The following is a 24,424-nucleotide window of genomic DNA, read 5'->3' on the forward strand; positions in this document are numbered from 1 at the left end:
AGGCCGCCATTGCCATTCGCTTCTTTGGACAGGGGCCTCCAGAAAAACGAACGGACCGATCCGGCCCCGAAGCTCACAATCCATCGCCATGGAGCTCTATCAACTCAAGACCTTCGTCGCCATCGCAAAGGAAGGCAGCCTGACCCGCGCCGCCGAGCGCGTGTTCACCAGCGCGCCGGCGGTCAGTGCGCAACTCAAGGCGCTGGAAGACGAACTCGGCGTGAAGCTGTTCGAGCGCACGCCGCGCGGCATGTCACCCACCGAGGCCGGCCTCAGCCTGCTCGAAGAGGCCGAGCGCACGCTGGCTTCCGCCATGCGCATGCGCTCGGCGGCCGACCAGCTGCGCGGAGCGGCGCAGGGCGTGGTGCGTTTCGGCACGGTGGTCGATCCGGTGGCGCTGCGGCTCGGCGAGGTGCTGGTGAAGCTGGCGGAACGCCATCCGCAGGTCGCGCTGCAGCTGAGACAGGGGCTGTCGTACGAAACGCTTTCCGCCGTGCAGCGCGGCGACCTCGATTGCGCCTACGTGCTCAGCGACAGCGAGCAGATCGAAGGACTGGAACTGCGCCGCCTCGGTGCGGTCGACCTCGTCGTGGCCCTGCCGTTGCCCGTCGCCGAGGCGCACCCCGGCCTGTCGCTCGACCAGCTCACGAACATGCCGTGGGTAGGCACGCCGCCTTCATGCATCCTGCGCGTGCATCTGGAAAAACTGTTTGCCGGCGCGGGCCGCGAATACCGCCAGGGCCGCACGGCCGACGGCGAGAGCGCCATCCGCAGCATGGTCGCGAGCGGCATGGGCGCGGGGCTGATGCGGCTCGACCAGGCCGAACAGGGCGAGCGCAACGGCGAGCTCGCGATATGGACCGGCTGGCGGTCGCATACGTGGCTGTGCTGGGTCGCGCCGGGTGAGGGCAAACGTCCCGTGGCGGTGGATGCGGTGCGCAGCGCGGTGATGGAGGCCTGGGGCTGAAACGACGCCTCTCGTTCGGGGTGCGATCACGCCGACGGGGTACCTTGCTCCGCGAATGTCCCCCGCCTTCGGCTCCTCCTTTATTTCGCTGCGCAAGGCACCCCGCCGTCGTGATCGTTCAGAGCACTTGTTGATCGAGCGGAACAACGGCAGCGCCCATCGTGCGCAGGGCGCCGGGTGCTCCCCGCAGCGAAATAAAGGAGGAGCCCGAAGGGCGGGGGACATTCGCGGAGGGGAGTACCCGGTGCCCTGTGCACGCACCCCCAAACGCACCCGACGCGGCGCAAAGCATTGCCGCGGGGTACCATCCCCGCCGCCGCAACGCTCCGCTCTACATGAACGCTGAAATCGCTGCCCTGCCCGCCGCCAATCCTCTCGCCGATCTGCTGAGCCGCGCCCGGCAGGCCCTGGCGGATACGGCGGGTGCGCTGCCCCTGCCATCGCCCGCCACCAACGAGGCGGGCTGCGTGGTGTTCCTGGCCGTTGGCGAAGACAGCAGCCGGGCCCGCGTGGCTTCGGGGCGGGGCGCCGACTTCGACGCCGCATGGCGTGCCGCCGCCGAGCAAGCGAAGCGCACCGGCCAGGCAGTGCAGCGCCTGCGCGCCGAGGTGGTGGACAAGGTCGAGCCCATGAGCTGGGGCGCGCTGAAAGCGAAGTTGGCGCAGACCAAGCGCAACTACTTCAACGAGGGCATCGCCTTCGATGCGCGCTTCGAGGTCGCGCTGCTCGCGCAGGAAATGCTCGGCAGCGCGATCCTCTACAACGGCGACGTGGAGCATGCCGAACCCAATACGGGCAACCTGCGTCTGCACTGCAAGCGGCGCTTCGGCCGCGAGATCGACTTTCCCGCAGACGACGCGGCGCCCGTCTGGTGCTTCACCACGCGGGCCGTGTACGTGGACGCCGATGGCGCGTGGCCCCTCACCGCCGAAGGGCAGGCGGCCGGATTCCGCGAACTGCGCGAATGGAACGCGCCGCAGGTCCACGCGCTGATCGACGCCGCCGGCAACTACCTCGCCGAGCAGGTCAAGCCCACGGGCGAGTTCCACTACGGCTGGTTTCCCTGCTTCGACCGCGTCATTCCCACCTACAACACGCTGCGCCATGCCAGCTCCACCTACGCGATGCTGGAGGCGTGGGAGCTCACGCGCAGCGACACGCTCAAGGCGGCCATCGACCGCTCGCTGGCCTTCCTGACCGGCACGCTGATCCGCCCGGCCGGGTTGCCGGACGGCACGCGCGCCGCCTACCTGCTGGACATCGGCAACGAGATCAAGCTCGGCGGCAATGCCGTGTGCCTGCTCGCGCTGGTCAAGTACACCGAGCTCACGGGCGACGGGCAATACCTGCCGCTGCTGGAGCAGCTCGCGCTCGGCATCCGCCACATGCAGGACCCGCAGACCGGCAGCTTCGTGCACGTGCTCAACGCGCCCGCGCTCGACGTCAAGGACAGGTTCCGCGTCATCTACTACGACGGCGAAGCCGCCTTCGGCCTGATGCGCCTGTACGGCCTCACGCGCGACGCGCGCTGGCTCGAGGTCGTCGAGAAAGCCTTCGAGCATTTCATTGCCGCCGAGCACTGGCGCGCGCACGACCACTGGCTGAGCTACTGCGTCAACGAACTCACGCGCTACAGACCCGAGACGCGCTACTACCGGTTCGGCCTGCAGAACGTGTCGGGGTACCTCGACTTCGTGCTGGAGCGCATCACCACCTTTCCCACGCTGCTCGAACTGATGATGGCCGCGCGCGACATGGTGCTGCGGCTGGAGGCCGACCCCGCATTGCGCCCGCTGCTGGCGGAGCTCGACCGCGACAAGTTCGACCGCGCGCTGGCGTACCGCGCGCGCTATCTCGCCAACGGCCATTTCTGGCCCGAGCTGGCGATGTTCTTCCGCAACCCGGCGCGCATCGCGGGCTCGTTCTTCATCAAGCACCACAGCTTTCGCGTGCGCATCGACGACGTGGAGCACTACCTCTCGGGCTATGTGGCGTACCACCGGATGCTGAAGGCGGGCGAGGTGCTGCAGCAGGCGAAGGCGGCGACCGGCGTCGTCGCCTGGGGCGGCGACGTCAACCTCGCGCGCCGCCAGCATTACCGGCTGCACGAACTCGGCGGCGCGCACCGAATGCTCGGCGACATCGCCGCGCTGCGCGAGGCCGACCTGCGCATCGTGAACCTCGAATGCGTGGTCGCCGCCAGCGGCGAGCAGGGCGTCGACAAGGGCGAGTCCGCTCCCTACTACTACCGCGCCCGCCCCGAAATGCTCGCGGTGCTGACCGAGGCCGGCATCGGCATGGTCGCCACCGCCAACAACCACAGCGGCGACTACGGCCCCGATGCGCTCATGGAGCAGCACGGCCTGCTGGATGCCGCGGGCATTGCCCATGCCGGCACCGGCCGCACGCCGGAGGCTGCGCTGCGGCCCGCGTTCCGGCGCGCGGGCGGCGTGCGCGTGGCGCTGTTCTCGCTCGACGCTACGCAGTCCCGCTTTGCTGCCACTGCCGCACGCGCGGGGGCAGCCTGGCTGCCGCTGGGCGACCCGGCCGCCTGGACCGCCACGCTCGCACCGCGCATCGAGGCCGCGCGCCGCGAGGCCGACGTGGTGCTGGTGGCGGTGCACTGGGGCGACAACCTGGAGACCGAACCGACACAGGCCGAGATCGCCGTCGGCCATGCCATCGTCGATGCCGGGGCGGACGCGATCCTCGGCACCTCGGCGCATGTGCTGCAGGGCATCGAGATCTACCGCGGCCGGCCGATCCTGCACGACGCCGGCGACCTGCTGTTCGATTCGGCGCGCAACGACTTCGGGGATTCGGGCGTGTTCTCGCTGACGCTGGGTCCGTGCGGCGTCGAGGAGGTGATGTTCACGCCCATCGGCGTCGGCTTCGGCTTCTCGCGGCAGCTCGCGGGCGACGAGGCGCAGGCACTGAGCGAGCGCTTCGCTGCGCAATGCCGCGCGCTCGGCACCGAGATGGTCCCGGTGGCCGGAGGCCGTTGCGCGGTGCGACTGTCGCCGCCCGAGCGGCCCGGCTTCCGGCCCGAGCCGGCTTCCGCGGCCGCGCCGGTTGCGCGGCCGGCGCCACTCGTTGGTGCCGTGCCTGCACCGCGGCCCGAGTGGCTCGTCGACGCGGTGCCTGGAGACGCGCGCATCACGCCGCTGCAGATCGGCCCGCTGCGCCTCGTGGGCGTTCGCTGCGCGCCTCGGCAGATCGTCGGGCGCCGGCTGCTGTGGGTCGAATCGTTCTGGACCGTCGATGCGCCCCTCGCGGCCGACCTGCGCGTGCAATTCCGCGCGCTGCCGATACGCAGCACCCGCATGCCGCCATGGGGCGAGGGCATGGAGCACGACCCCTGCGACTGGATGTGGCCCACCAGCCGCTGGGAGCCCGGCCACATCTACCGCGACCGCTACGGCCTGCGTGCGCCGCGCGCCGGCCTGCTGGAAAGCGACGTGCTGCAGCTCGAAGTGCGCGTGCGCGGCGACGCGCCCGAGCTGCCGCCCGCGCGACGGCTCCCGCTGTGGTGCGGCCTGCGCGTGCCTGATTTTCCGACGCCCTTGCCCGAGCGCGCCGCGCCCGTGCTCGCGGCCGACCGCCCCGGCGCGGGCCCCGAGCCCGAGCCTGTGTGGACCGCCGCGCAGCTGCAACAGATCACCGGCGGACACTGGCTGGTCGAGCCGCCGCCCGGATGGTCCGTCAACTCGGTGGTGCGCGGGCCGGTTCACATGGGGCTGCTGCCGAAGCCCTCTCTCTTCATCGCTTCCGACTACCGCACGCTCGCCGCGCACGAGAACTACAGCAAGCCGCGCACCGACAACCGGGACCGTCACCTCGAACTGCCCAGCCTGCACCCTGCGCTGGCCGGGGCCGTGGTCGCGCATGCGGTCGACGGGCTCGACCCGGCCTTTCCGCTGCTGCAGGTGGACGACCCGATCGCCGCGATGCTGGCCATGGGCGCTGCCGCGCGGGCGCGCTACAAGGGCTTCGTGGTGGGCGTGACCGGCACGGTCGGCAAGTCGTCCACCATCGCGATGCTGCGCGACCTGCTGCCCGAGCGTGCGCGCGTGCACTCCACCATCGACAACTACAACTCGCGCGTCGGCGTGCCGGCCATGCTGGCCAACCTCGGGCCCGACGTGGACGTGTGCATTCTCGAAATGGCGCAGAGCGGGCTGTGGATGGACCGCGGCCCGATCTCTCTGATGGCGCGGCCGCACGTCGCCCTCATCACCGAGATCGGCCTGTCGCAGACCCGGCAGGCCTCGACGCTGGAGCTCACGGCCGCCTACAAGTCACGCATCTTCCTGGGCCTGGAGCCCGGCGGCGTGGCGATCGTGCCCGACCACATTCCCTGCCTGCGGCAGGTGGTGGATGCTGCCGCGTGCACGGCCGGTGCGATCTGGGTGGTGGGCAGCGGGCCCGACGCGAACGTGCGCCTGCTCGATACCCGGCCCGAACCGCGCGGCGGCTGCCGCGTGCGCATCGCGATCCCGGGGCGCACGCTGGAATACCTGTTCCCGGTCGAGAGCGCGGGGCTGGTGCGCAATTCGGCGCTTGCGTTCGCAGCCTTGCTCGCCATGGGCTTCGACGGCGACGCTGCCTGCACGCGCATGCCTCAAGTGCGCCTGCCGGCCTCGGTGATGCAGGTGCACCCGCTGCGCACGCAGGCCGGCGTGCAGGCCACGCTGATCGACGACAGCTGGAACGCGGAGATCATGTCGATGCGCAACGCCATGGAGTTCGTGCGCAACTGGCAGCGCGCGCAGAGCGGCCCGGTGGCGCGCAAGATCGGCGTGCTGGGGCGCATCGTCAATCTCGACGGAGAAGCCGAGGCCATGCACCGCAGCCTGGCCGCACCGTTGCTGGCATCCGGCATCGAGCACCTCGTGACGCACGGCGACGAGATGCGCTGGCTGCGCGAGGAGGTGCCCGCCGAACTGCTCGGTCCGCACTTCGACGACGCCGCGCAGCTCGCGGGCTATCTCGGCGATTTCCTGCGCGACGGCGACCTCGTGCTGGTGAAGGGCGACCGCGTCGGCTCCGACTTCGGCCGCATCCCCGGGCTGCTGCAACGGCTATGAGGACGCAGGGCCTCTTGCGGCGGTGCATGCGCGGTGTCCTGGTGCTGCTCGCGCTGGTGCAGGCGGCCTGCGCGCAGCGCACCGGCCCCGACGTGCCCCGGCCCTTCATCGCGAGCAACGACGAGGTGCTGCACTGGAACCAGCCCGCCGACCGCGCCGGCTGCCCCGACCGGCCCGGCTACCTGTGGGTGCGGCCTGCCGAGGGACCGGCCTGCATCCGCTACTTCGCGAGCGACGACATCGACGGTGCGCGCATGGCCATCGTGCAGTTCTCGGGCGACCGCGACGGCGTGATGGACCAGGCGCCCGAGCGCATCCCGGGCAACACCGAGCCCCTGCGCACGTTCGATGCGCAGCGCAGCCGCGACCGCGCCGGCGTGCCGTGGATCTTCATGGCGCGGCCCGGCACGTACGGCTCATCGGGCGATCACCGCAAACGCCGCCAGCTGGTGGAGTTCCACGCGCTCGATGCCGCGCTCGATGCACTCATGCAGCGCCACAGGCTGCAGCGCATCGTCATCGTCGGCCACAGCGGCGGCGCCACCGCGGGTGCCGCGCTGCTCACGCTCGGCCGCACGCGCGTGGCCTGCGCGGTGCTCACTTCAGGCGCCTACGGGCTGCTTGAGCGCGCACGCATGCTGGGCCGCTCCAGAGACGGCCGCACCGACACCACCGGCAGCGCGCAGTTCTACGACCCGCTCGACCATGTGGGCGGCATCGCGCGCGACCCGGCGCGGCGCATCGTGCTGATCGGCAGCCGCGACGACAGGAACACGCCCTTCGCGCTGCAGGAGCGCTTCTCCGACGCCGTGGCCAAGGCCGGCCACCGCATCGAGCTGCGCACGCACGCGGGGGAACCGCCCGACTACCACGATCTCAAGGACAGCATCGCGCTGCGCACCGCCGCCCAGTGCGCGCGCGAGGCGATGCTTCAGCAAGCAGGAAATACATGAGCAAAAGCAACATCACATCGCGCGAGTTCGGCCGCATGCCCGACGGCCGGACGGTCACCGAATACACCCTCGACAACGGCCGCGGCCTGAGCCTGAGCGCCATTAACCATGGCGGCATCGTCACCGCGTTGCGCGTGCCCGACCGCCACGGGCGCAGCGGGAACATCGTGCTGGGCCTGCCCACGCTCGCCGACTACCTCAAGCCGCATCCGCATTTCGGCACGATCGTCGGACGCTTCGCCAACCGCGTCGCGGCGGGGCGCTTCACGCTCGACGGCACGCCGCATCAACTGGGGCTTAACGATGGCGTCAACTCGCTGCACGGCGGCGCGAAGGGCTTGGGCACGCGCTTCTGGGAGATCGTGCCGATGACGGCGCACGAGGCCGGCGGCGACATTGCCATCGAGCTGCGCTACACCAGCGCCGATGGCGAAGAGGGCTACCCCGGCGAGCTGCGGCTGACGGTGCGCTACACGCTGGCGGCAACTGCCAACACATGGCGCATCGACTACAGCGCCACGACCGACAAGCCCACGGTGCTGAACCTGAGCCACCACGACTACTTCAACCTCGCGGGCAGCGGCTCCGTGATGGACCACCGCCTGACGATTCCCGCGAGCCGCTACTGCCCGGTAGATGCGACGCTGATCCCAACCGGCGTGGCCGACGTGGCTTCGACGCCGTTCGACTTCCGCGCCGCGACGCGCATCGGCGAGCGCATCCGTGAAGGCCATGAACAGCTGCTGCTCGCACATGGCTACGACCACAACTGGGTGCTCGACAGGGCTCAAGTCGATCACGGTCTTGCGCTCGCGGCACGGCTGGAGCACGAGGCCACGGGCCGCGTCATGGAAGTGCACACCAGCGAGCCCGGCGTGCAGTTCTATTCGGGCAATTTTCTCGATGGCAGCCTCTTCGGCAGCGCGGGCGCGAGCCTGCGGCAGGGGGATGGTCTGTGCCTGGAGACGCAGCATTACCCCGACTCGCCGAACCGGCCGGAATTTCCGTCGACGGTGCTGCGGCCGGGGGAGCGCTTTCACAGCGTGACCGAGCATCGGTTCGGGATGCTTGGCTGAGGCCTTCGTTCATTCAGTGCGGTGCGCTCTGCATCGATCGTGCTGCCGGACGTCAAGGCTTGCAGGCCCATCGCATGGGCTCTTCGGGGCCGATGCCGCTTTCTCGGCGCTTCTGGCCACAGTCGCTGTTCCATTCGGTGGGGAACGTGGGCCAGTAGCACAGCCGTTCGGCCAGGCTGTGCAGCGGCGCCCAGAGGAAGTTCACCGCATAGTTGCTGTAAGTCGCGCCCGAAGTTCCCTTGCCCACGATGTCGTCGCGCATGTGCGAGCCGTGCATGACGGTTTCTTCCAGGTGCTCGCTCGGGCCGCTGAAGCCCTTGCGCAGCCATTCGTGCTCGGAGGGCTTCGGCACGGCGTCCATCCCGTCTTCCATGAAGGTTCGGATGTATTGCCACAAGGCTTCGCCGCTGCCGGTGGGGCCGACCCACAGCACGTCTTCGCCTTTACGCTCGGGGTCGTTGGCATCCAGTGGGGGCCAGTACAGCAGCAGGTTGCTATCAAGCCCCGCCGAGCGCAGGCGCTCCTCGCGCGCGGTTTCGCTTTCTGCCAGTTGCTCGGCTGTCCAGGATTTTGGTGGCGCCCATCGAACATGCGCCTGCACGCGGTCCCAGTCGAGCACGACATTGCCGCCGTATTTCTTTGGGCGCAGTGCGTAGACCTTGCGGGTGGTTCGGTTGAAGCGGTAGCGTGCGCGCAGGCTGGTGAAGAAGGCTGGCGCCAGTAGGTAGGGCCATGCCAAGAAGTACCACAGGCAGAACACCAAGAGGAATATTCCAAACATCGCGCCAGCGAACCACGCGGGGTCTGTTCCGAGGATGGAACTAACCGCAACGTATAACGGTAGAGAAAGTACGAAGATGAAGAGAAAAAGAAGCAATGAGCTGAGCGAACGCTTTTCCTCTTCCGCATTGCTCAACTCGATGAAGTGCTCATTGAAGTCGAACAAGGTGCGCATCCCATAGAGCCGAGGCCGCGCGAGTTTCTGCTGCTCGAGCTTTTCTTTTCTCGTGGGCTTTGATCCGTTTTCCTGGCGAGGTTCCATGCCCTCATGGATTTCGTACAACTGCGTGTATTGGTTGATGTCCGCAAAATACGCCAGTGCCTGCGGTGTACCTCCGCTGCGTTGCTCCTGCCGATAACCGTTTTCTGAAAGAAACATAGTTGCCGTTCGTCAGTCCATATCAGCAATGGCATTGGCCAATTGACTGAGCATGAGATGTTCGCTGCTATGCGGAATTTTCTTGCTGTCAGCCTTTCGGAAAGGCTCCGCCATGAGCCAATCGGCCCACTCCTTTTCCTTCATCTTCTCGATGGCATAGCTGAAGGCCAGGGTGGCGGCGCCCGTGACGAGATTGATACGTGTGCACCAAAGAACGACTTTCACATTCTTGAGGTTATGAGCACCCAAGAGGGCCGATCCGATCGTTAAGCCACCAGCAATCGCACGACCATAGTAGGCGAGAGCGAGAGGATGGTTTTCTTCTCGACGTGCCATTCCACCATCAACCGCATCCCAAACCACCCCCACCACCGCCGCAGACGCCACCCAATGCGCCGCGCCGATCTTCAGCATGCGCAGTTCATTGTCCAGGGCCGTCACCAGATTCGCGCGCGCAGCCAGCGGCGCTTCGCCCTTGATCGCCTCGTAGACGTTCTTCTCGTAGTAGTCGGAGCGCCAGCTCTTCCAGGTTCCCATCGCGCTGGCCACTGCCGCGGCGCTCTGGCTGCCAGCCCTGGGATCCTCCCCGCGCTCGCCGGCGCGACCGAATGTCGGAATCAGGCTCATGATCTCCAGACCGCCGATCACGCTGGGAATGCGCATGTTCTTCGCTGCGTTGTCCGCGCCCAGCGCCAGCTCAATCCGGCGCCAGTCAAGTCCTGCTTGTCCAGCGCATCGGCTCTTCGGGGCCAATGCCGCTCTCGCGGCGTTTCTGGCCACAGTCGCTGTTCCATTCTTCGGGGAACGTCGGCCAGTAGCACAGCCGTTCGGCCAGGCTGTGCAGCGGCGCCCAGAGGAAGTTGACTGCGTAGTTGCTGTAAGTCGCACCCGAAGTTCCCTGGCCCACGATGTCGTCGCGCATGTGCGAGCCGTGCATGACGGTTTCTTCCAGGTGCTCGCCCGGGCCGCTGAAGCCCTTGCGCAACCACTCGTGCTCGGAGGGCTTCGGCACGGCGTCCATCCCGTCTTCCATGAAGGTGCGGATGTATTGCCACAAGGCTTCGCCGCTGCCGGTGGGGCCGACCCACAGCACGTCTTCGCCTTTACGCTCGGGGTCGTTGGCATCCAGTGGGGGCCAGTACAACAGCAGATTGCTGTCCAGACCCGCCGAGCGCAACCGCTCTTCGCGTGCAGCCTCGCTCGCCGCCAGTTGCTCGGCGGTCCAGGATTTTGGCGGCGCCCACCGAACATGCGCCTGCACGCGGTCCCAGTCGAGCACGACGTTGCCGCCGTATTTCTTTGGGCGCAGTGCGTAGACCTTGCGGGTGGTTCGGTTGAAGCGGTAGCGTGCGCGCAGGCTGGTCAAGAAAGCCGGAGCGAAAAAGTAAGGCCACACAAGAAAATACTCCAAGGCAAAAACGCCGAGGACCATGAGGCACAGAACCCAATCCAGCATTCCATGCCGCAGAAAATGGGCGGTGGCACCGAATACCGGTACTGACAAAATTAGCGCACCCAACAGCAACAGCATGAACCCGAGCGAGCGCTTTTCTTCTTCCGCATTGCTCAATTCAATGAAGTGTTCGTTGAAGTCGAACAAGGTGCGCATTCCATAGAGTCGAGGCCGCACGAGTTTCTGCTGCTCGAGCTTTTCTTTTCTCGTGGGCTTTGGTTCGTTCTCCTGGCGAGGTTCCATGCCCTCATGGATTCCGTACAACCGCGTGTACTGGTTGATGTCCGCAAAATACGCCAGTGCCTGCGGTGTACCTCCGCTGCGTTGCTCCTGGCGATAACCGCTTTCTGAAAGAAACATAGTTGCCGTTCGTCAGTCCATATCAGCAATGGCATTGGCCAATTGACTGAGCATGAGATGTTCGCTGCTATGCGGAATTTTCTTGCTGTCAGCCTTCCGGAAAGGTTCCGCCATGAGCCAATCGGCCCACTCCTTTTCCTTCATCTTCTCGATGGCATAGCTGAAGGCCAGGGTGGCGGCGCCCGTGACGAGATTGATACGTGTGCACCAAAGAACGACTTTCACATTCTTGAAGTTGTAAGCGCTCAAAAGTGCTGATCCGATCGTCGCCCCGCCAGAAATGGCACGACCATAGTACGCACGCATCAGCTGCGAATTTTCTTCCTTGTCCGCCGTATTCCCATCAATCGCATCCCAAACCACCCCCACCACCGCCGCAGACGCCACCCAATGCGCCGCGCCGATCTTCAGCATGCGCAGTTCATTGTCCAGGGCCGTCACCAGATTCGCGCGCGCAGCCAGCGGCGCTTCGCCCTTGATCGCCTCGTAGACGTTCTTCTCGTAGTAGTCGGAGCGCCAGCTCTTCCAGGTTCCCATCGCGCTGGCCACTGCCGCGGCGCTCTGGCTGCCAGCCCTGGGATCCTCCCCGCGCTCGCCGGCGCGACCGAATGTCGGAATCAGGCTCATGATCTCCAAACCGCCGATCACGCTGGGAATGCGCATGTTCTTGGCTGCGTTGTCCGCGCCCAGCGCCAATGCTCGATCCACCCGGGCCTGCATCTTCTCGCCCTTGTAGTCGTAGTGCCGCCGCCACGCACGCCCGTCCGGCGCCGGATGGCGCTTGTTGCTGTAGCTCACCGGCTGTCCGCTGGCATGCAGTTCCTTGTCCAGCGCCCGCTGCTCCTGGCGCACGAACTCGATGGCCTTGTCGCCCAGGCCGTGCGACAGCAACACGATCTGCCCCTTGGCAAGGTTCAGTTCCATCGCGGACGCACCCAGCTTCTGGGCTGCCTGCACGACCGCGATGCCCCATACCGAATGAACATTCTTCGCAGCCGTCTCGGCGATCTTCTGCAGCGACTTGATCTTCTGCATCGTGCTCAGGCCGGGCTCGCCCAGCTTGTGGACTTCCTTGATCAAGGTCTGGCTGCCCTTGAGCGTCTTTGGAACCTGGCCCAACGCCGCGGCCATGGCGGCCCAGGCGCGCTGCTGGCGCGCGCTTTCTTCCGCCGTTTGTGGATCCGACACTTCGGTGGCCGGCGGCAGCGTGTCCCGCAGGGTATCCAGCACGCGCTGCAACTCTTGGGAGATCTCCTCGTTGTTCAGGGTCGCCATGCGCCAGACGAGATTCTTCGGGTCGTCCTTGAACAACCGGAGTTCCGCATACCAGCGGCGCCCGCGCGGGCTGCTGTCCATGGTTTCCAGAATAGCGCACAACTGGCCCGCACAGCGCGCGCCGTCGCCGGTGTCGATGCCGCTGGGCTTGCGGTCGTAGCGACCCAATGTGCTGACCAGGAAGGCATCGCACTGGAGCCAGGCGATCAGGTCTTCGCTGATCTTGTCCATGCGCTCGTCGCGATCCTTGATTTGCGCCAGGTGGGTTGTGTCGAATTTCTCGAGCCTGGTGGGATCGAAGTGGCCGAGGGTTTTTTCGATTGCGGCCTTGGATGCAGCGTCGCTGATGTCCTCTCGGCCAGATTCGCGAGCGGCGATTTCTTCTTCCAACGCTTTCCCGCGCTGCGCCTCCAGATCCTTGACCGGCACCTCGGCGTAGCTGCCGTCCTTTTGCGGCATCATCACGGACCCCACAGGATACGCGTGGCGTCGGCCCAGGACGTCGTGCACGCTCTTCAGGCGGTCCGTTTCGGCGTCGTACATGGCCATGGCCTTCTTGTAGAGGGCCCCGCGCACGGTCTTGATGCTTTCGCTGGTGGCGTGCTTCCACGCATTCGTCACTGTCGCATTGCCCTGGTCCAACACGTCGACCTCCTTGAGCCACTGCACATACGGCATGGCCGCGGTGAGATGGTGCAGGCTGAGTTCCTGGGCAATGCCGATGGGGTCGTCGCATGCGACGACGGCGCCTTTGTGCTGAACCAGGAACTCGGCCATCTTCCGCAGCCGGGGGCCATGGGCATCCTTGTAGAGCGGGCCGGTGATGCGCGCGATGTAGGGTCCCATCGCCATGCCAGTGACGGCGCCCGTGTCGGTGACGGCCACGCCCCCGTCAGCATGGCGCGTTTCGTTTCGCACTTTCCCGAAATGCCGCCCGGTACGCGCTTCCTCGTAGTTCCCCCACTCGCGCTCGGCGCCGTGCACGCCCATGAGCCCGTAGTGCTGCTCGCTGCCCACGGTCTGCACGGCCGTGTCCTTCAGCGCCGAAAACTCCATCACCTGGCTGTTGAGCTGTCCCGGTTGGCAGGTGTCCTTCTGGCTGATATTGCCACCCAGCCATCCTGCGACATCGAACTTCTGCATGTAGGTGTCCCGCTTCGGCTCGATGTGCTCGAACAGATGCTTGGGCACGATCGGGTCGGGGTGAAACATGTAATGCAGTTCGGTGACGTTCTTGGCGTCCGCCACCCACACCATGGAAGCGTTGGCGCCACGAACTTCCATCTCGCAGGCCGGGTTCGACTTGGCGGCTTCCGGGAACCCGATGTCGAATTGCGCGAGGTAGCCGTGGGGATGCACGATGTAGGCGAGCCACTCGGGATGGGTTTTGCACAAATTCTGAACTCGCACATACAGGTAGCCTGGACGCAGCATGCGCACGCCGTACAGCGCAGTGCGCATGGCCACGCCGCCGGGCTGGGTCTGGAAATTGCCCGTAGGCTGCAACTGCCTGAGCGCAGCGAGCCCGTTGTGCTGCGCGCTGAAGGCCGCGGCGTAACGGGTGAACAGAATCGGCAGACCCTTGCGATCGCAGTTTCGGCAGGGAGTGGCGCAAGGCATGGGCTTCAGTCTCTTCGCAGAATGTTCGGGTTGGTCGAGCTCGAGAGGGCTTGCTCGGCGTCATGCAGCGCGCTGGCAAAGCCAGGTGAAGCAAGACGGCCGTTGGCCGGCTGGCTTGTGTGATCGCGTGCCGGATGCATCAAGGCGAGCGCATGCCGCAACACGGCCGCCTCCCGGGGGGCCGACCAGTCGCGCACGATGGGCGGGTCATCGTCGTGATGCGCCTGCCATGACGCGTCGACGAATTCGGACAGATCCGATTCCTGGGTCAATCCCAATTCGGCTCCCTGGCGAAGGAGCCGGGTCATCGCCTCTCCATCGGGTTGGCGTTGAACGGGGGTTTGCCGGGAAGCCATGCTCATCCACAGCCGCGCGCCCGTTGTCGCACTGTGTGCCGCATGCCATTGATCGAGGCGCAGAAGATGGTGCATGGTTTCGCGCCGTGGTTCTCTCGCCGCTGCACTGGACAAGTCCGGCCAACTCGCAATGAACCATTCGGGCGGATCTTCGCCATCGCCCGCAGGTACTTTTCCACCCGTGGCGAGTGCATCGGCGTATGGCCAGGGCCGCCATGGCTGGCTCAACGCCCACCACCCGGCCACCGGTCCGAGCCACTGCGAACGCTGTGCGTCATCAAGCAGCGGCCACACACGCTGCATGACGCGCGCATCCTGATAGCGAAACAGCCTGTCCTTTCCATCAGCGGGCGAGATCTGGAATCCGAGCCGGGTCCAGTGCAGCGCGATGCTTGCAGGCGTCGCCGTACTGAAAACGACAGCGCACAACATCTGATCGACCAGCCGACGAGCGCTCTGCACCTGTGCCGCGGCGAGGGCCAGCGCCATCGTGTGCAGGACAGCCTGGGTGCCGGGACTGGGCGCATCGGCTGCCCAGTCTTCGGGCAGCGGCACGAGTGTGGGCGCGGCTTCAGGGCATCCGCGGTAGATCTCGTCGGGCACGTCGACGCGTTCATCGGCAAAGCGCGGATGGTGTTCCTGCAGGTGCTCACTCAGCGGGTTGTCTCGCCAGCGTTCGAGCACCAGGAAGGCCGACAACGGGCGGGCAACCGGCGTTTGCGCGGGTGACGCCAGCGCCCGAGCCCTGGCAAAGCCCTTTCGCAGACTGGTCAGAAGAAGCGAGGCATCCGGGTGCACAGCCAAGGGGTTGTCCATCAGCGGGAGGCAGACGCGCCACCCGCTGCGCCGCTGTCCTGTAGTTCGCACCTGGCCTCGTAGCCTTTGGAGGTGGGCAAGCTCTTTGGTCCCAGGAGGCTGTGCGTTGCCGCATGCTCGCGCCAGATGCCCATCGTGCCGTGCTCGATGCCATTCGCGTTCCAGCGCGTGTAGCTCGAGCCGCCGTTGATCAGCACTTCGTCCCTGGCGGTGATCGTGATGCGGTTGGCCTCCAGCTTGATGTTCATCTTGGCCAGCACATTGACGCTGGCCTTCAGCGCCCTGATGTCGATGTCGGAACTGCCGGCGGTGAGTTTCATGCCCGCCTTGTGGGCGAACAGGCGCACGGCCTCCTTCGCACTGACCAGCAGGCTCTTGCCCGCGCCGATGCTGGCATGCGCGCCGCTGGTGATGGCCGTGTGCTCGCCACTCACGATGTGCGTGCTGCCGGCGGCCGTGGCCTGGATGCCCGCAGGGCTGGCCAGCGTCAGGTGCGGCTCCTGGAATTCGGGGAAGATGCCGTGGGCCGGGTCGCTGCCATGGCCTCTGATGTCGTCGTTCTGTTCCTTGAGCGCCTTGGCCACCTCGTCCTGGTCGCCCGCCTGATGCGCCTTGGCTTCCTGCGCAGCCTGGCTCAGGCCCTCGTGCAGATCACGTGCCTGGGTGAGCCTGGCGGTGGTCTCGCGCATGTCCGTGATGTGGGCCTGGGCGTTCGCGCGGGCCTCGGTGCTCAGCAGCAGGCCGTTCGCGGCGCGCACCGCACCATGCCCGTCGGTGCGCAGTTCGAAGCCCTGGCCCCGGTCGTCCTTGCGGCCTGCCACGTCCTCGATGCGCGCGATATGGCCGAGACCCAGGCTTGAGCTTTGATGGTCGCTCTTGAGCTGGGCCTGGATTTTGCCCGCGAAGTCGTCGAGTACCACATGGTTGCTGCGCCCGCCGCCGAGTTCGCGGCTGCGGAGGCCGGTGAGGTGCTTCTGATCGGGCAGCTGCCAGGCCGGCATCTCGTCGGCGTTGTGCACACGGCCGGTGACGATGGGGCAGTCCGGATCGCCATTGAGGAAGTCGACGATGACCTCCTGCCCGATGCGCGGCAGCGCGGCCATGCCGAAGGTCGAACCAGCCCAGGCCGTCGACACGCGTACCCAGCAGCTGGAATGCTCGTTGTCCTCGCCGATGCGGTCCCAGTGGAACTGGACCTTGATGCGGCCGTACCGGTCGGTCCAGATTTCTTCGCCGGCCGGTCCCACCACGACGGCGGTCTGCGGGCCTTGCGTGCGCGGCTTGGGTGTCGTGCGCCGCGGACGCCAGGCGAAGTGCGTGGGCTGGGCATCGAAGGCAAAGTGCTGCACCGAACCTTCGGTCCGGCCGACGCCTTCGCTGGCTTCGACGTTTTCCCGGAGGTGGTAGCTCACGCCGAGCAACAGATATTGCTGGTTCTGGTCGACCCGCGGGTGGCCGGCGAGCCGCATCGTGTAGCCCGGCGCCAGTTCGCGCAGGTTGGAGCGGCCCCTGGCCCTGCTGCGCTCGCTCAGTTGCTCTTCATTGCGGATACGTGCGTAGACCTCGCCGTCCTCATGCCGGGTGTAGTCGCCCGGCCATTCGTACAGTTCGTGGGCATCGTGATCGTGACCGGACGGCATCTGCTGCACGCTGGAGAGGTCGGCCCGGGGATGTTCGAAATCGAAATGGTCACGGTAGTGGTGGCCGGAACGGATCTCTTGCGCCTGCTCCCATTCCGTGATGCGTTCACTCGGCTCGAGGCCACCGGTCATGCCGGACTTCTCGTGCGGGTGGTACGACACGGTCTCGCCGCCGGGCAAGGGGCCGTGTGAGCAGGCGATATCGTCGGCAAGGACCAGCACGTGCTGCTCGGCCTCGTGCCGGAAGAAGAAATAGATGCCTTCGTGCTCGCACAGGCGCGAGACAAAGGCAAAGTCGTCTTCGCCGTACTGGACGCAGTAGTTCCAGGTGCGATAGCTGCGGATGAGCTTCAGCTCGAACGGATGGCCGTAGCGGCCGAGGACCGCGCCCAGGATCTCCGGGACGGTTCGGTCCTGGAAGATGCGGAAGTCGCTTCGGCGAGTGGCGAGCCACAGCCAGGGGCGCAGCCGCATCTTGTAGAAGGACTGGCGGGCGTCTTCTTGCGCCAGGCCGAAACGGGTGACAAGGCCGCAGAGATGGCGGATGCCGGTTTCCGTCTCCACCGTGACCGTGGCTGCCTTGCCGAGAAGCGCCTTCGGATCGAGTGCGTTCGTGCTGCCCAGCACGTCGACGTCAAACGCATAGGCCTGGCTGAGCGCTTCGTGCCCCACCAGACGGTGCAACTTCAGCGTGTCGCCCAGCGGAGTCTGGATCGTGACGCGCCGCGTCATTGCAGCGATTGACGCGCGCGCGAGCATGCACGCGTATTGGTGAGGATGAACATGGAACTCCCTGAAGGGCTTGGCTGCTCGGAATGAGGGCAAGCTTTTTCCGGGGATTATGTAAGCCCATGTACTGGTGCCGTAAGTACACGAAAGTAACAGCGCCGGGAACTAGTGCGCAGTTGATGCTTGGCGCAAAGGGCTTGAACAAGCGTGATCTTCGCGGCATCGTCCAGTTCTACGGCGCGGGCGCGCACGGCGTCTCGCGTGCGAGTCTGGCAGCTTCAGCCCGCGAACAGCGCCGCCGGCACCCCCGGGCTGCCGATGCGCACCTTGAACAACCCGCCCGCCAGCGGCTCGGCTGCCTGCTGTTCGGCCGTGAGCCCGTTGCGCGCGGTCGTGATGTAGAGCGTGCGCAGGTCGGTGTCGCCGAAGGCGCAGTCGGTGACGTGGCTCGCGGGCAGCGGGATGCGGCACAGCTCGGCCGCACTCACCGGGTCATGGCAGGTCACGCAGGAGCCGCCCCAGTGCGCGATCCAGAGACGGCCGGCCGCGTCGGTGGTCATGCCGTCGGGCAGGCCATCGGGCTTGGGGAAGCGGTGCCACACGCGCCGGTTCGACACCGTGCCCGCCTCCACGTCGAAGTCGTAGGCGTAGAGGTTGTTGCGCGCCGTGTTGTTGAAGTACATCGTGCGCCCGTCGGCCGACCATGTCGGACCGTTGGTCACCTCGAAGCCGTCGTCGTGCCTCGTGCAGCGGCCGTCGGCGTCGTAGCGGTAGAGCGCGCCGGTGGGCGCCTGGCAGTCAAAGTCCATGCTGCCGCCCCAGAAGCGGCCGCGGCTGTCGCACTTGCCGTCGTTGAAGCGGTTGCCGGTGCGCTCGGGCTCGGGCTGGTGCAGGTAGCGCGGCTTCGTGGCGTCGCCGGGCGCGGTGGTGTCGAACAGCGCGAAGCCGCGGCGCAGCGTGACGATGAGGCCCGGCGCCGCGGCGCGCTCGGCGATGGCGGTGATCTCCTCGTCGAAGGTCCAGGTTCGCTGCGCGCCGCTGGCGGGGTCGTAGCGGAACAGGCGCGGCGTGAGGATGTCGATCCAGTAGAGCGCCTGCTCGCGCTGCGACCACATCGTGCCTTCGCCGAGGTTGGCACCGGCGGGCCAGATGCATTCGGGCTCGCCTGCGACCGAAGGCGCGGATGCAGATGCGGATGAAGGGGAGAGGACGCCTGTCTCTTGCTTGTTCATTTGTTTTTCCTCGTCATGTCTTCTTGACTCGGCGGATCGTATCAAGGCATATTGATAACGGAAATTTAAAATTGAGGCATTGATGCATACGCATTTTGCAATGTCATTTGCCGAGCACCCTGGAGACTATTCTTGAATTCCCCCCAGCATTCCATTTATCCCAGCCTGAAAGACCGCGCTGTTTTCGTCACCGGCGGCGGCAGCGGCATTGGCGCTGCCATCGTTGCTGCCTTCGCGGCCCAGGGCGCGCGCGTCGCCTTCATCGACATTGCCGAGGGTTCCAGCGCGGCGCTCGCACGGCAGATCGAGGAGGCCGGCCACGCGGCGCCGTGGTGGCGCGCCTGCGACGTGCGCGACATCGCAGCGCTGCAGAAGGCTGTTGCCGACGCGGCCGCCGAACTCGGCGACTTTGCGGTGCTGGTCAACAACGTGGCGAGCGACGACCGCCACACGCTCGAATCGGTCACGCCCGACTACTACGACAACCGCATGGCCATCAACGAGCGGCCGGCGCTGTTCGCGATCCAGTCGGTGGTGCCGGGCATGAAGCGCCTGGGCTTCGGCTCTGTGGTCAACCTTGGCTCCACGGGCTGGCAGACCAAGGGCTCGGGCTACCCCTGCTACGCCATCGCCAAGTCGTCGGTGAACGGCCTCACGCGCGGGCTCGCGGTGGACCTGGGCCGCGACCGCATCCGCATCAACACCGTGTCGCCCGGCTGGGTGATGACCGAGCGCCAGGTGAAGCTTTGGCTCGACGACGAAGGCGAACAGTCGCTCAAGCGCAACCAGTGCCTGCCCGACAAGCTGATGCCGGAAGACATTGCGCGCATGGTGCTGTTCCTGGCATCGGACGACGCGAAGATGTGCACGGCTCAAGAGTTCACCGTGGACGCGGGTTGGACCTGAGCGGGCACTCCCCCAGGCTTCGCGCACTTCGTGTCGCTTCTCCACCCCCCTCGCCGGGGGCAATGCCAGCGGCCCGGCAAAGCCGGTTCCGCGGCATTCCGCGTATGAACCCGGTCGGTCAGTCGATCTCTAGCTTCCGCCCGTACACGCTCATGGCCGCCGTCTTCAGCGCCTTCATCATCACCTTCGCCGCAGGCGACGGCAGCCGGTCGGTGCGCGTGATGATGCCGAAGGCGTCCATGTGGCAGGGCATGTCCAGCGGCAGCAGCGACACGATGCCGTGCGCGGCGTAGTAGCGCGCCACGTCGGTCGCCAGCACCGCCACCATGTCGCTCTGCTGCAGCATGCGCGTGATGAAGAGCAGCGCCGGGCTCTCGATGGTGTTGGTCGGCGGCGCCAGGCCTTCTTCCTGGAACATCAGCTCGAAGCGGTGCCGCAGCACGCTGCCCGCGGGCGGCACTATCCAGCCTGCGCTCACCACGTCGCGCAACGTGAGCCCGCTCACGCCCAGCAGCGGATGGCCCGGCCGCACCAGCGCGCACACCGGCTCTTCGCTCAGTGCTTCGTAGCGCAGCTGCGACTTGTCGTGCTCGGCGAAGAGGCGCGCCACCAGGATGTCGAGCTTGCCCTGCTCGAGCCGCTCGATCAGCACCGGGCTGGTCTCGATCTCCAGCGACACGCGCAGGTCGGGCTGCTCGCGCTTGACCATGGCCACGGCCGGTGGCAGCAGCGTGAGCCCGGGCGCGGTGATGGCGCCCACGCTGACCTGGCCGAAGCGCCCGGCCTTGAGCGCGGTGAGTTCGTCGTGCGCCTGGTTCAGGCTCGCGAGCGCGACGCGGGCGTGGCGGATCATGGTCTCGCCGTACCACGTCGGGCGCATGCCGCGCGGCAGGCGGTCGAACAGCGGCACCTCCAGCACGTCCTCCAGGTCCTTCAGCAGCTTGGAGGCGGCGGGCTGCGTCATGTTGAGCACCTGCGCCGCGCGGTGGATGTTGCCTTCCTCGGCCAGGGCCACGAGCAGCAACAGCTGCCGGGTCTTGAGGCGGGCGCGGATGAACCAGTGGTTGTAGTTGGTCATGTCTCTTTGACTTGAAACGAAGGACTGATCGGGTTTTCCAGAATCCGATGATCGATATCCATTTTGCTTAAAAAACGATTGGATTGATATCAATTTTGTTTCTAGACTCGCCGCACATCCAAAACTACAGAGACAAGGCCCCCGCCCGGTGATTCACGGCGAGCTCCATCAGAACGTGCGGCAGTACATCAATGGCCGCTGGGAAACCAGCGCGACCACGGGTGTGAGCGCCAATCCCTCGGACACCAGCGAAGTGGTGGCCGAGTACGCACGCGCCGATCGCCGCCAGGCCGAGGCCGCCATCCGCGGGGCCACCGAGGCCTTTCCCCACTGGAGCCACAGCACGTCGCAGCGGCGCGCCGACGTGCTCGACCGCATCGGCGCAGAACTGCTCGCACGCAAGGACGACCTGGGCCTGCTGCTGGCGCGCGAGGTGGGCAAGACCCTGCCCGAGGCGGTGGCCGAAGTGGCGCGCGCGGGCCAGATCTTCAAGTTCTTCGCGGGCGAGGCCCTGCGTGGCGGCGGCGGCGAGAACGTCGCCTCGGTGCGCGCGTGCGTGCAGGTCGACGTCACGCGCGAGCCGGTCGGCGTGGTCGGTCTCATCACGCCGTGGAACTCGCCCTTCGTCATTCCCGCCTGGAAGATCGCGCCCGCATTGGCCCACGGCAACAGCGTGGTGTTCAAGCCGGCCGAACTGGTGCCGGCCTGCGGCTGGGCGCTGGCCGAGATCATCAGCCGCGCCGCCTTGCCGGCCGGCGCCTTCAACCTCGTGATGGGCAGTGGCCGCGAAGTGGGGCAGGCGCTGGTCGACAGCGCGCTGGTCGATGCGCTGAGCTTCACGGGCTCGATGGCCAACGGCGAGCGCATCCTGCAGGCGGCAGCCTCGCGCCGCGCCAAGGTGCAGCTCGAGACCGGCGGCAAGAACGCGCTGGTGGTGCTGGCCGATGCCGACCTCGATCGCGCCGTCGATTGCGCGGTGCAGGGCGCCTACTTTTCCGCCGGCCAGCGCTGCACCGCGTCGAGCCGGCTCATCGTCGAGGCGGCGGTGCACGACGCCTTCGTGGCCAGGCTGCGCCAGCGGCTCAAGACGCTGAAGATCGGCCATGCGCTGGAGCGCGGCGTCGACATCGGCCCGGTGGCCGACGAGGAGCGCCTCGCGCAGAACCTCGCCTGGGTCGAGGTGGCGCGCGAAGAGGGCGCCGAGCACGTGTGGGGCGGCGAAGCGCTCGAACGCGCCACCGCCGGCCACTACATGAGCCCCGCGCTGTTCCTGGCCAAGCCGGCGCACCGCATCGCGCGCGAGGAAATCTTCGGCCCGCTGGCCTGCGTGCTGCGCGCCGACGACTACGATGAAGCACTCGCGCTGTGCAACGACACGCCCTTCGGCCTGTGCGCGGGCATCTGCACCAATTCGCTGAAGCACGCGATGCATTTCAGGCGCCATGCCGTGGTCGGCATGACGATGGTCAATCTGCCGACCGCAGGGGTGGATTTCCACGTGCCCTTCGGCGGCCGCAAGGGGTCGGGCTACGGGCCGCGCGAACAAGGGCGCCACGCCGCGGAGTTCTACACGACGGTGAAGACCGGCTACATGCTGGCCTGAGCCACAAAAACCGTTCTCAACAAGCAAGTCAACAGAAGGAGACATCCCATGACGATGAATCGCCGCACGCTCAACACCGCACTGGCCGCCGCCGCCCTCGGCGGGCTGCTGCCCGTTTCCGCGCTCGCGCAGAAGAAACTCGTGCTCGGCTTCGCGCAGGTGGGCGCCGAGAGCGAATGGCGCACCGCCAACACCGAGTCGATCAAGTCGTCCGCGAAGGATGCCGGCATCGAACTCAAGTTCTCCGATGCGCAGCAGAAGCAGGAAAACCAGATCAAGGCCATCCGCTCGTACATCGCGCAGAAGGTCGACGTGATCGCGTTCTCGCCCGTGGTCGAGTCGGGCTGGGAAACCGTGCTGCGCGAAGCCAAGGCCGCCAAGATCCCGGTGGTGCTGACCGACCGCTCCGTCAACACCAAGGACGACTCGCTCTACGTGACCTTCATGGGCTCGGACTTCACCGAGGAAGGCCGCAAGGCCGGCCGCTGGCTGGTCGAGAAGATGAAGGACCAGAAGGGCGACGTGAACATCGTCGAGCTGCAGGGCACCGTGGGCTCGGCGCCGGCCATCGACCGCAAGAAGGGCTTCGAGGAAATCATCAAGGCCGACCCGAAGTTCAAGATCATCCGCTCGCAGACCGGCGACTTCACGCGCGCCAAGGGCAAGGAGGTGATGGAAGCCTTCCTGAAGGCCGAGGGCAAGAAGATCAACGTGCTCTTCGCGCACAACGACGACATGGCCATCGGTGCGATCCAGGCCATCGAGGAGGCCGGCCTGAAGCCCGCGAAGGACATCACCATCATCTCCATCGACGGCGTGAAGGGTGCGTTCGAAGCGATGATCGCGGGCAAGCTCAACGTGTCGGTCGAATGCAGCCCGCTGCTCGGCCCGCAACTGATGAGCGCCGTGAAAGACATCAAGGCCGGCAAGACGCTGCCCAAGCGCATCGTGACCGAAGAAAGCATCTTCCCGATGGAAGTCGCTGCCAAAGAGTTTCCCAATCGCAAGTACTGAGAGCCCACACCCATGAAACGCAAATTCCTCAAAGCATCGCTCGCGGGCATCGCATTCGCCATCGTCGGCTTCACGCCGCTGGCCAATGCGCAGGACAAGGGCCTGATCGCGATCTCGATGCCCACCAAGTCGTCGGCCCGCTGGATCGCCGACGGCGCCAACATGGTCAAGTACTTCAAGGACAAGGGCTACAAGACCGACCTGCAGTACGCTGACGACGACATCCCCAACCAGCTCGCGCAGATCGAGAACATGGTGACCAAGGGCTCGAAGGTGCTGGTCATCGCGGCCATCGACGGCACCACGCTGTCCGACGTGCTGCAAAAGGCGGCCGACAAGGGCGTGAAGGTCATCGCGTACGACCGCCTCATCAAGGGCTCGAAGAACGTCGACTACTACGCCACCTTCGACAACTTCCAGGTCGGCGTGCTGCAGGCGCAGTCGATCGAGAAGGCGCTCGACCTGAAGAGCGGCAAGGGCCCGTTCAACATCGAGCTGTTCGGCGGCTCGCCCGACGACAACAACGCCTTCTTCTTCTACAACGGCGCGATGTCGGTGCTCGACCCGTACATCAAGAGCGGCAAGCTCGTGGTGCGCAGCAAGCAGATGGGCATGGACAAGGTCGGCACGCTGCGCTGGGACGGCGCGGTGGCGCAGGCGCGCATGGATAACCTGCTGTCGGCCTACTACACCAAGGACCGCGTCGACGCGGTGCTGTCGCCGTACGACGGCCTCTCCATCGGCATCCTCTCGTCGCTCAAGGGCGTGGGCTACGGCTCGGGCTCGCAGCCGATGCCGGTGGTGTCGGGGCAGGACGCCGAGGTGCCTTCGATCAAGTCGATCCTGCGCAAGGAGCAGACCTCGACCGTGTTCAAGGACACGCGCGAACTGGCCAAGGTGACGGTGGCCATGGCGGACGCCATGCTCTCGGGCAAGCAGCCCGAGGTGAACGACACCAAGACCTACAACAACGGCATCAAGGTCGTGCCCTCGTACCTGCTGAAGCCGGTGAGCGTGGACGCGTCGAACTGGAAGCAGGTGCTGGTCGACAGCGGCTACTACAAGGAAAGCCAAGTCAAGTGAGTCAAGGCGAACGCACG

Annotated in this window: 16 protein-coding genes; 8 read left to right on the forward strand and 8 right to left on the reverse strand. The window is 66.3% G+C overall.

Translation table 11 applies throughout. The features are described 5' to 3' along the window. The first annotated feature begins 88 nt into the window (after positions 1-88). The 4 genes from ACEOAB_RS04310 to ACEOAB_RS04325 all read left to right on the forward strand — a co-directional run bounded on the left by ACEOAB_RS04310 (position 89) and on the right by ACEOAB_RS04325 (position 8,083). A complete protein-coding gene (locus tag ACEOAB_RS04310; protein ID WP_413750377.1) occupies positions 89-967 on the forward strand; it encodes a LysR family transcriptional regulator in 879 nt (292 codons plus the stop codon). A gap of 335 nt (positions 968-1,302) precedes the next feature. Next, positions 1,303-6,054: a CapA family protein gene (locus tag ACEOAB_RS04315; RefSeq protein WP_495653486.1), complete on the forward strand. Its 4,752-nt coding sequence runs from the start codon at positions 1,303-1,305 to the stop codon at positions 6,052-6,054. A gap of 26 nt (positions 6,055-6,080) precedes the next feature. Then, complete coding sequence (locus ACEOAB_RS04320; protein WP_413750966.1) at positions 6,081-7,007, forward strand: alpha/beta hydrolase family protein; 927 nt, start codon at positions 6,081-6,083, stop codon at positions 7,005-7,007. Further along, positions 7,004-8,083 (forward strand): aldose epimerase family protein, encoded by a 1,080-nt coding sequence (locus ACEOAB_RS04325; RefSeq protein WP_413750965.1) that lies wholly within the window; start codon positions 7,004-7,006, stop codon positions 8,081-8,083. The genes ACEOAB_RS04320 and ACEOAB_RS04325 overlap by 4 nt, the downstream gene beginning before the upstream one ends. A 52-nt stretch (positions 8,084-8,135) precedes the next feature. Here ACEOAB_RS04325 and ACEOAB_RS04330 read toward each other — a convergent pair whose 3' ends face one another. The 7 genes from ACEOAB_RS04330 to ACEOAB_RS04360 form a co-directional block, all read right to left on the reverse strand. Continuing rightward, a complete protein-coding gene (locus ACEOAB_RS04330) occupies positions 8,136-9,242 on the reverse strand; it encodes an MFS transporter (RefSeq protein WP_413750964.1) in 1,107 nt (368 codons plus the stop codon). 12 nt (positions 9,243-9,254) lie between these two features. Next, positions 9,255-9,905, reverse strand: a complete 651-nt coding sequence (locus tag ACEOAB_RS04335; protein WP_495653487.1) for a hypothetical protein — start codon at positions 9,903-9,905, stop codon at positions 9,255-9,257. 49 nt (positions 9,906-9,954) lie between these two features. Next, the gene (locus ACEOAB_RS04340; RefSeq protein ID WP_495653488.1) at positions 9,955-11,055 is read right to left on the reverse strand and encodes an MFS transporter; all 1,101 of its coding nucleotides are present in this window, start codon (positions 11,053-11,055) and stop codon (positions 9,955-9,957) included. Positions 11,056-11,067: 12 nt separating this feature from the next. Next, positions 11,068-13,950, reverse strand: coding sequence for a T6SS effector BTH_I2691 family protein (locus ACEOAB_RS04345; RefSeq protein WP_495653489.1), 2,883 nt, complete (start codon positions 13,948-13,950; stop codon positions 11,068-11,070). A 5-nt stretch (positions 13,951-13,955) separates the two neighbouring features. Next, entirely contained in the window at positions 13,956-15,122 is a 1,167-nt protein-coding gene (locus tag ACEOAB_RS04350; protein WP_413748906.1) for a DUF4123 domain-containing protein, read from the reverse strand. Continuing rightward, positions 15,122-17,494 (reverse strand): type VI secretion system Vgr family protein, encoded by a 2,373-nt coding sequence (locus tag ACEOAB_RS04355; protein ID WP_413748905.1) that lies wholly within the window; start codon positions 17,492-17,494, stop codon positions 15,122-15,124. The genes ACEOAB_RS04350 and ACEOAB_RS04355 overlap by 1 nt, the downstream gene beginning before the upstream one ends. A 275-nt stretch (positions 17,495-17,769) precedes the next feature. Beyond that, on the reverse strand, positions 17,770-18,723 hold the full coding sequence (locus ACEOAB_RS04360; RefSeq protein WP_413748904.1) for an SMP-30/gluconolactonase/LRE family protein: 954 nt from the start codon (positions 18,721-18,723) through the stop codon (positions 17,770-17,772). Positions 18,724-18,855: 132 nt separating this feature from the next. Here ACEOAB_RS04360 and ACEOAB_RS04365 point away from each other — a divergent pair, with 132 nt between their 5' ends. Then, positions 18,856-19,629 (forward strand): SDR family NAD(P)-dependent oxidoreductase, encoded by a 774-nt coding sequence (locus ACEOAB_RS04365; protein WP_413748903.1) that lies wholly within the window; start codon positions 18,856-18,858, stop codon positions 19,627-19,629. Between the two features lie 118 nt (positions 19,630-19,747). On the opposite strand, the gene ACEOAB_RS04370 is transcribed toward ACEOAB_RS04365, so the two are convergent. Beyond that, positions 19,748-20,707: a LysR family transcriptional regulator gene (locus ACEOAB_RS04370; RefSeq protein WP_413748902.1), complete on the reverse strand. Its 960-nt coding sequence runs from the start codon at positions 20,705-20,707 to the stop codon at positions 19,748-19,750. Between the two features lie 148 nt (positions 20,708-20,855). On the opposite strand from ACEOAB_RS04370, the gene ACEOAB_RS04375 reads away from it, so the two are divergent. The 3 genes from ACEOAB_RS04375 to chvE are packed head-to-tail and all read left to right on the forward strand — an operon-like array spanning position 20,856 to position 24,407. Beyond that, a complete protein-coding gene (locus ACEOAB_RS04375) occupies positions 20,856-22,310 on the forward strand; it encodes an aldehyde dehydrogenase family protein (protein WP_495653490.1) in 1,455 nt (484 codons plus the stop codon). Positions 22,311-22,358: 48 nt separating this feature from the next. Further along, positions 22,359-23,324, forward strand: coding sequence for an ABC transporter substrate-binding protein (locus ACEOAB_RS04380; RefSeq protein WP_056509196.1), 966 nt, complete (start codon positions 22,359-22,361; stop codon positions 23,322-23,324). Positions 23,325-23,336: 12 nt separating this feature from the next. Next, on the forward strand, positions 23,337-24,407 hold the full coding sequence (chvE, locus tag ACEOAB_RS04385; protein WP_007831785.1) for a multiple monosaccharide ABC transporter substrate-binding protein: 1,071 nt from the start codon (positions 23,337-23,339) through the stop codon (positions 24,405-24,407). Positions 24,408-24,424 lie beyond the last annotated feature (17 nt).

This window comes from Variovorax sp. Varisp53 (genome assembly GCF_059491555.1).

Excerpts from the sequence above, each read along its gene's own strand:
- ACEOAB_RS04340 (WP_495653488.1), bottom strand. The coding sequence starts at position 11,055 with ATGTTTCTTTCAGAAAGCGGTTATCGCCAGGAGCAACGCAGCGGAGGT.
- ACEOAB_RS04315 (WP_495653486.1), top strand. The coding sequence starts at position 1,303 with ATGAACGCTGAAATCGCTGCCCTGCCCGCCGCCAATCCTCTCGCCGAT.
- ACEOAB_RS04320 (WP_413750966.1), top strand. The coding sequence starts at position 6,081 with ATGCGCGGTGTCCTGGTGCTGCTCGCGCTGGTGCAGGCGGCCTGCGCG.
- ACEOAB_RS04360 (WP_413748904.1), bottom strand. The coding sequence starts at position 18,723 with ATGAACAAGCAAGAGACAGGCGTCCTCTCCCCTTCATCCGCATCTGCA.
- ACEOAB_RS04355 (WP_413748905.1), bottom strand. The coding sequence starts at position 17,494 with ATGACGCGGCGCGTCACGATCCAGACTCCGCTGGGCGACACGCTGAAG.
- ACEOAB_RS04330 (WP_413750964.1), bottom strand. The coding sequence starts at position 9,242 with ATGTTTCTTTCAGAAAACGGTTATCGGCAGGAGCAACGCAGCGGAGGT.
- ACEOAB_RS04335 (WP_495653487.1), bottom strand. The coding sequence starts at position 9,905 with ATGCGCATTCCCAGCGTGATCGGCGGTCTGGAGATCATGAGCCTGATT.
- chvE (WP_007831785.1), top strand. The coding sequence starts at position 23,337 with ATGAAACGCAAATTCCTCAAAGCATCGCTCGCGGGCATCGCATTCGCC.
- ACEOAB_RS04345 (WP_495653489.1), bottom strand. The coding sequence starts at position 13,950 with ATGCCTTGCGCCACTCCCTGCCGAAACTGCGATCGCAAGGGTCTGCCG.
- ACEOAB_RS04325 (WP_413750965.1), top strand. The coding sequence starts at position 7,004 with ATGAGCAAAAGCAACATCACATCGCGCGAGTTCGGCCGCATGCCCGAC.
- ACEOAB_RS04370 (WP_413748902.1), bottom strand. The coding sequence starts at position 20,707 with ATGACCAACTACAACCACTGGTTCATCCGCGCCCGCCTCAAGACCCGG.
- ACEOAB_RS04310 (WP_413750377.1), top strand. The coding sequence starts at position 89 with ATGGAGCTCTATCAACTCAAGACCTTCGTCGCCATCGCAAAGGAAGGC.
- ACEOAB_RS04350 (WP_413748906.1), bottom strand. The coding sequence starts at position 15,122 with ATGGACAACCCCTTGGCTGTGCACCCGGATGCCTCGCTTCTTCTGACC.
- ACEOAB_RS04380 (WP_056509196.1), top strand. The coding sequence starts at position 22,359 with ATGACGATGAATCGCCGCACGCTCAACACCGCACTGGCCGCCGCCGCC.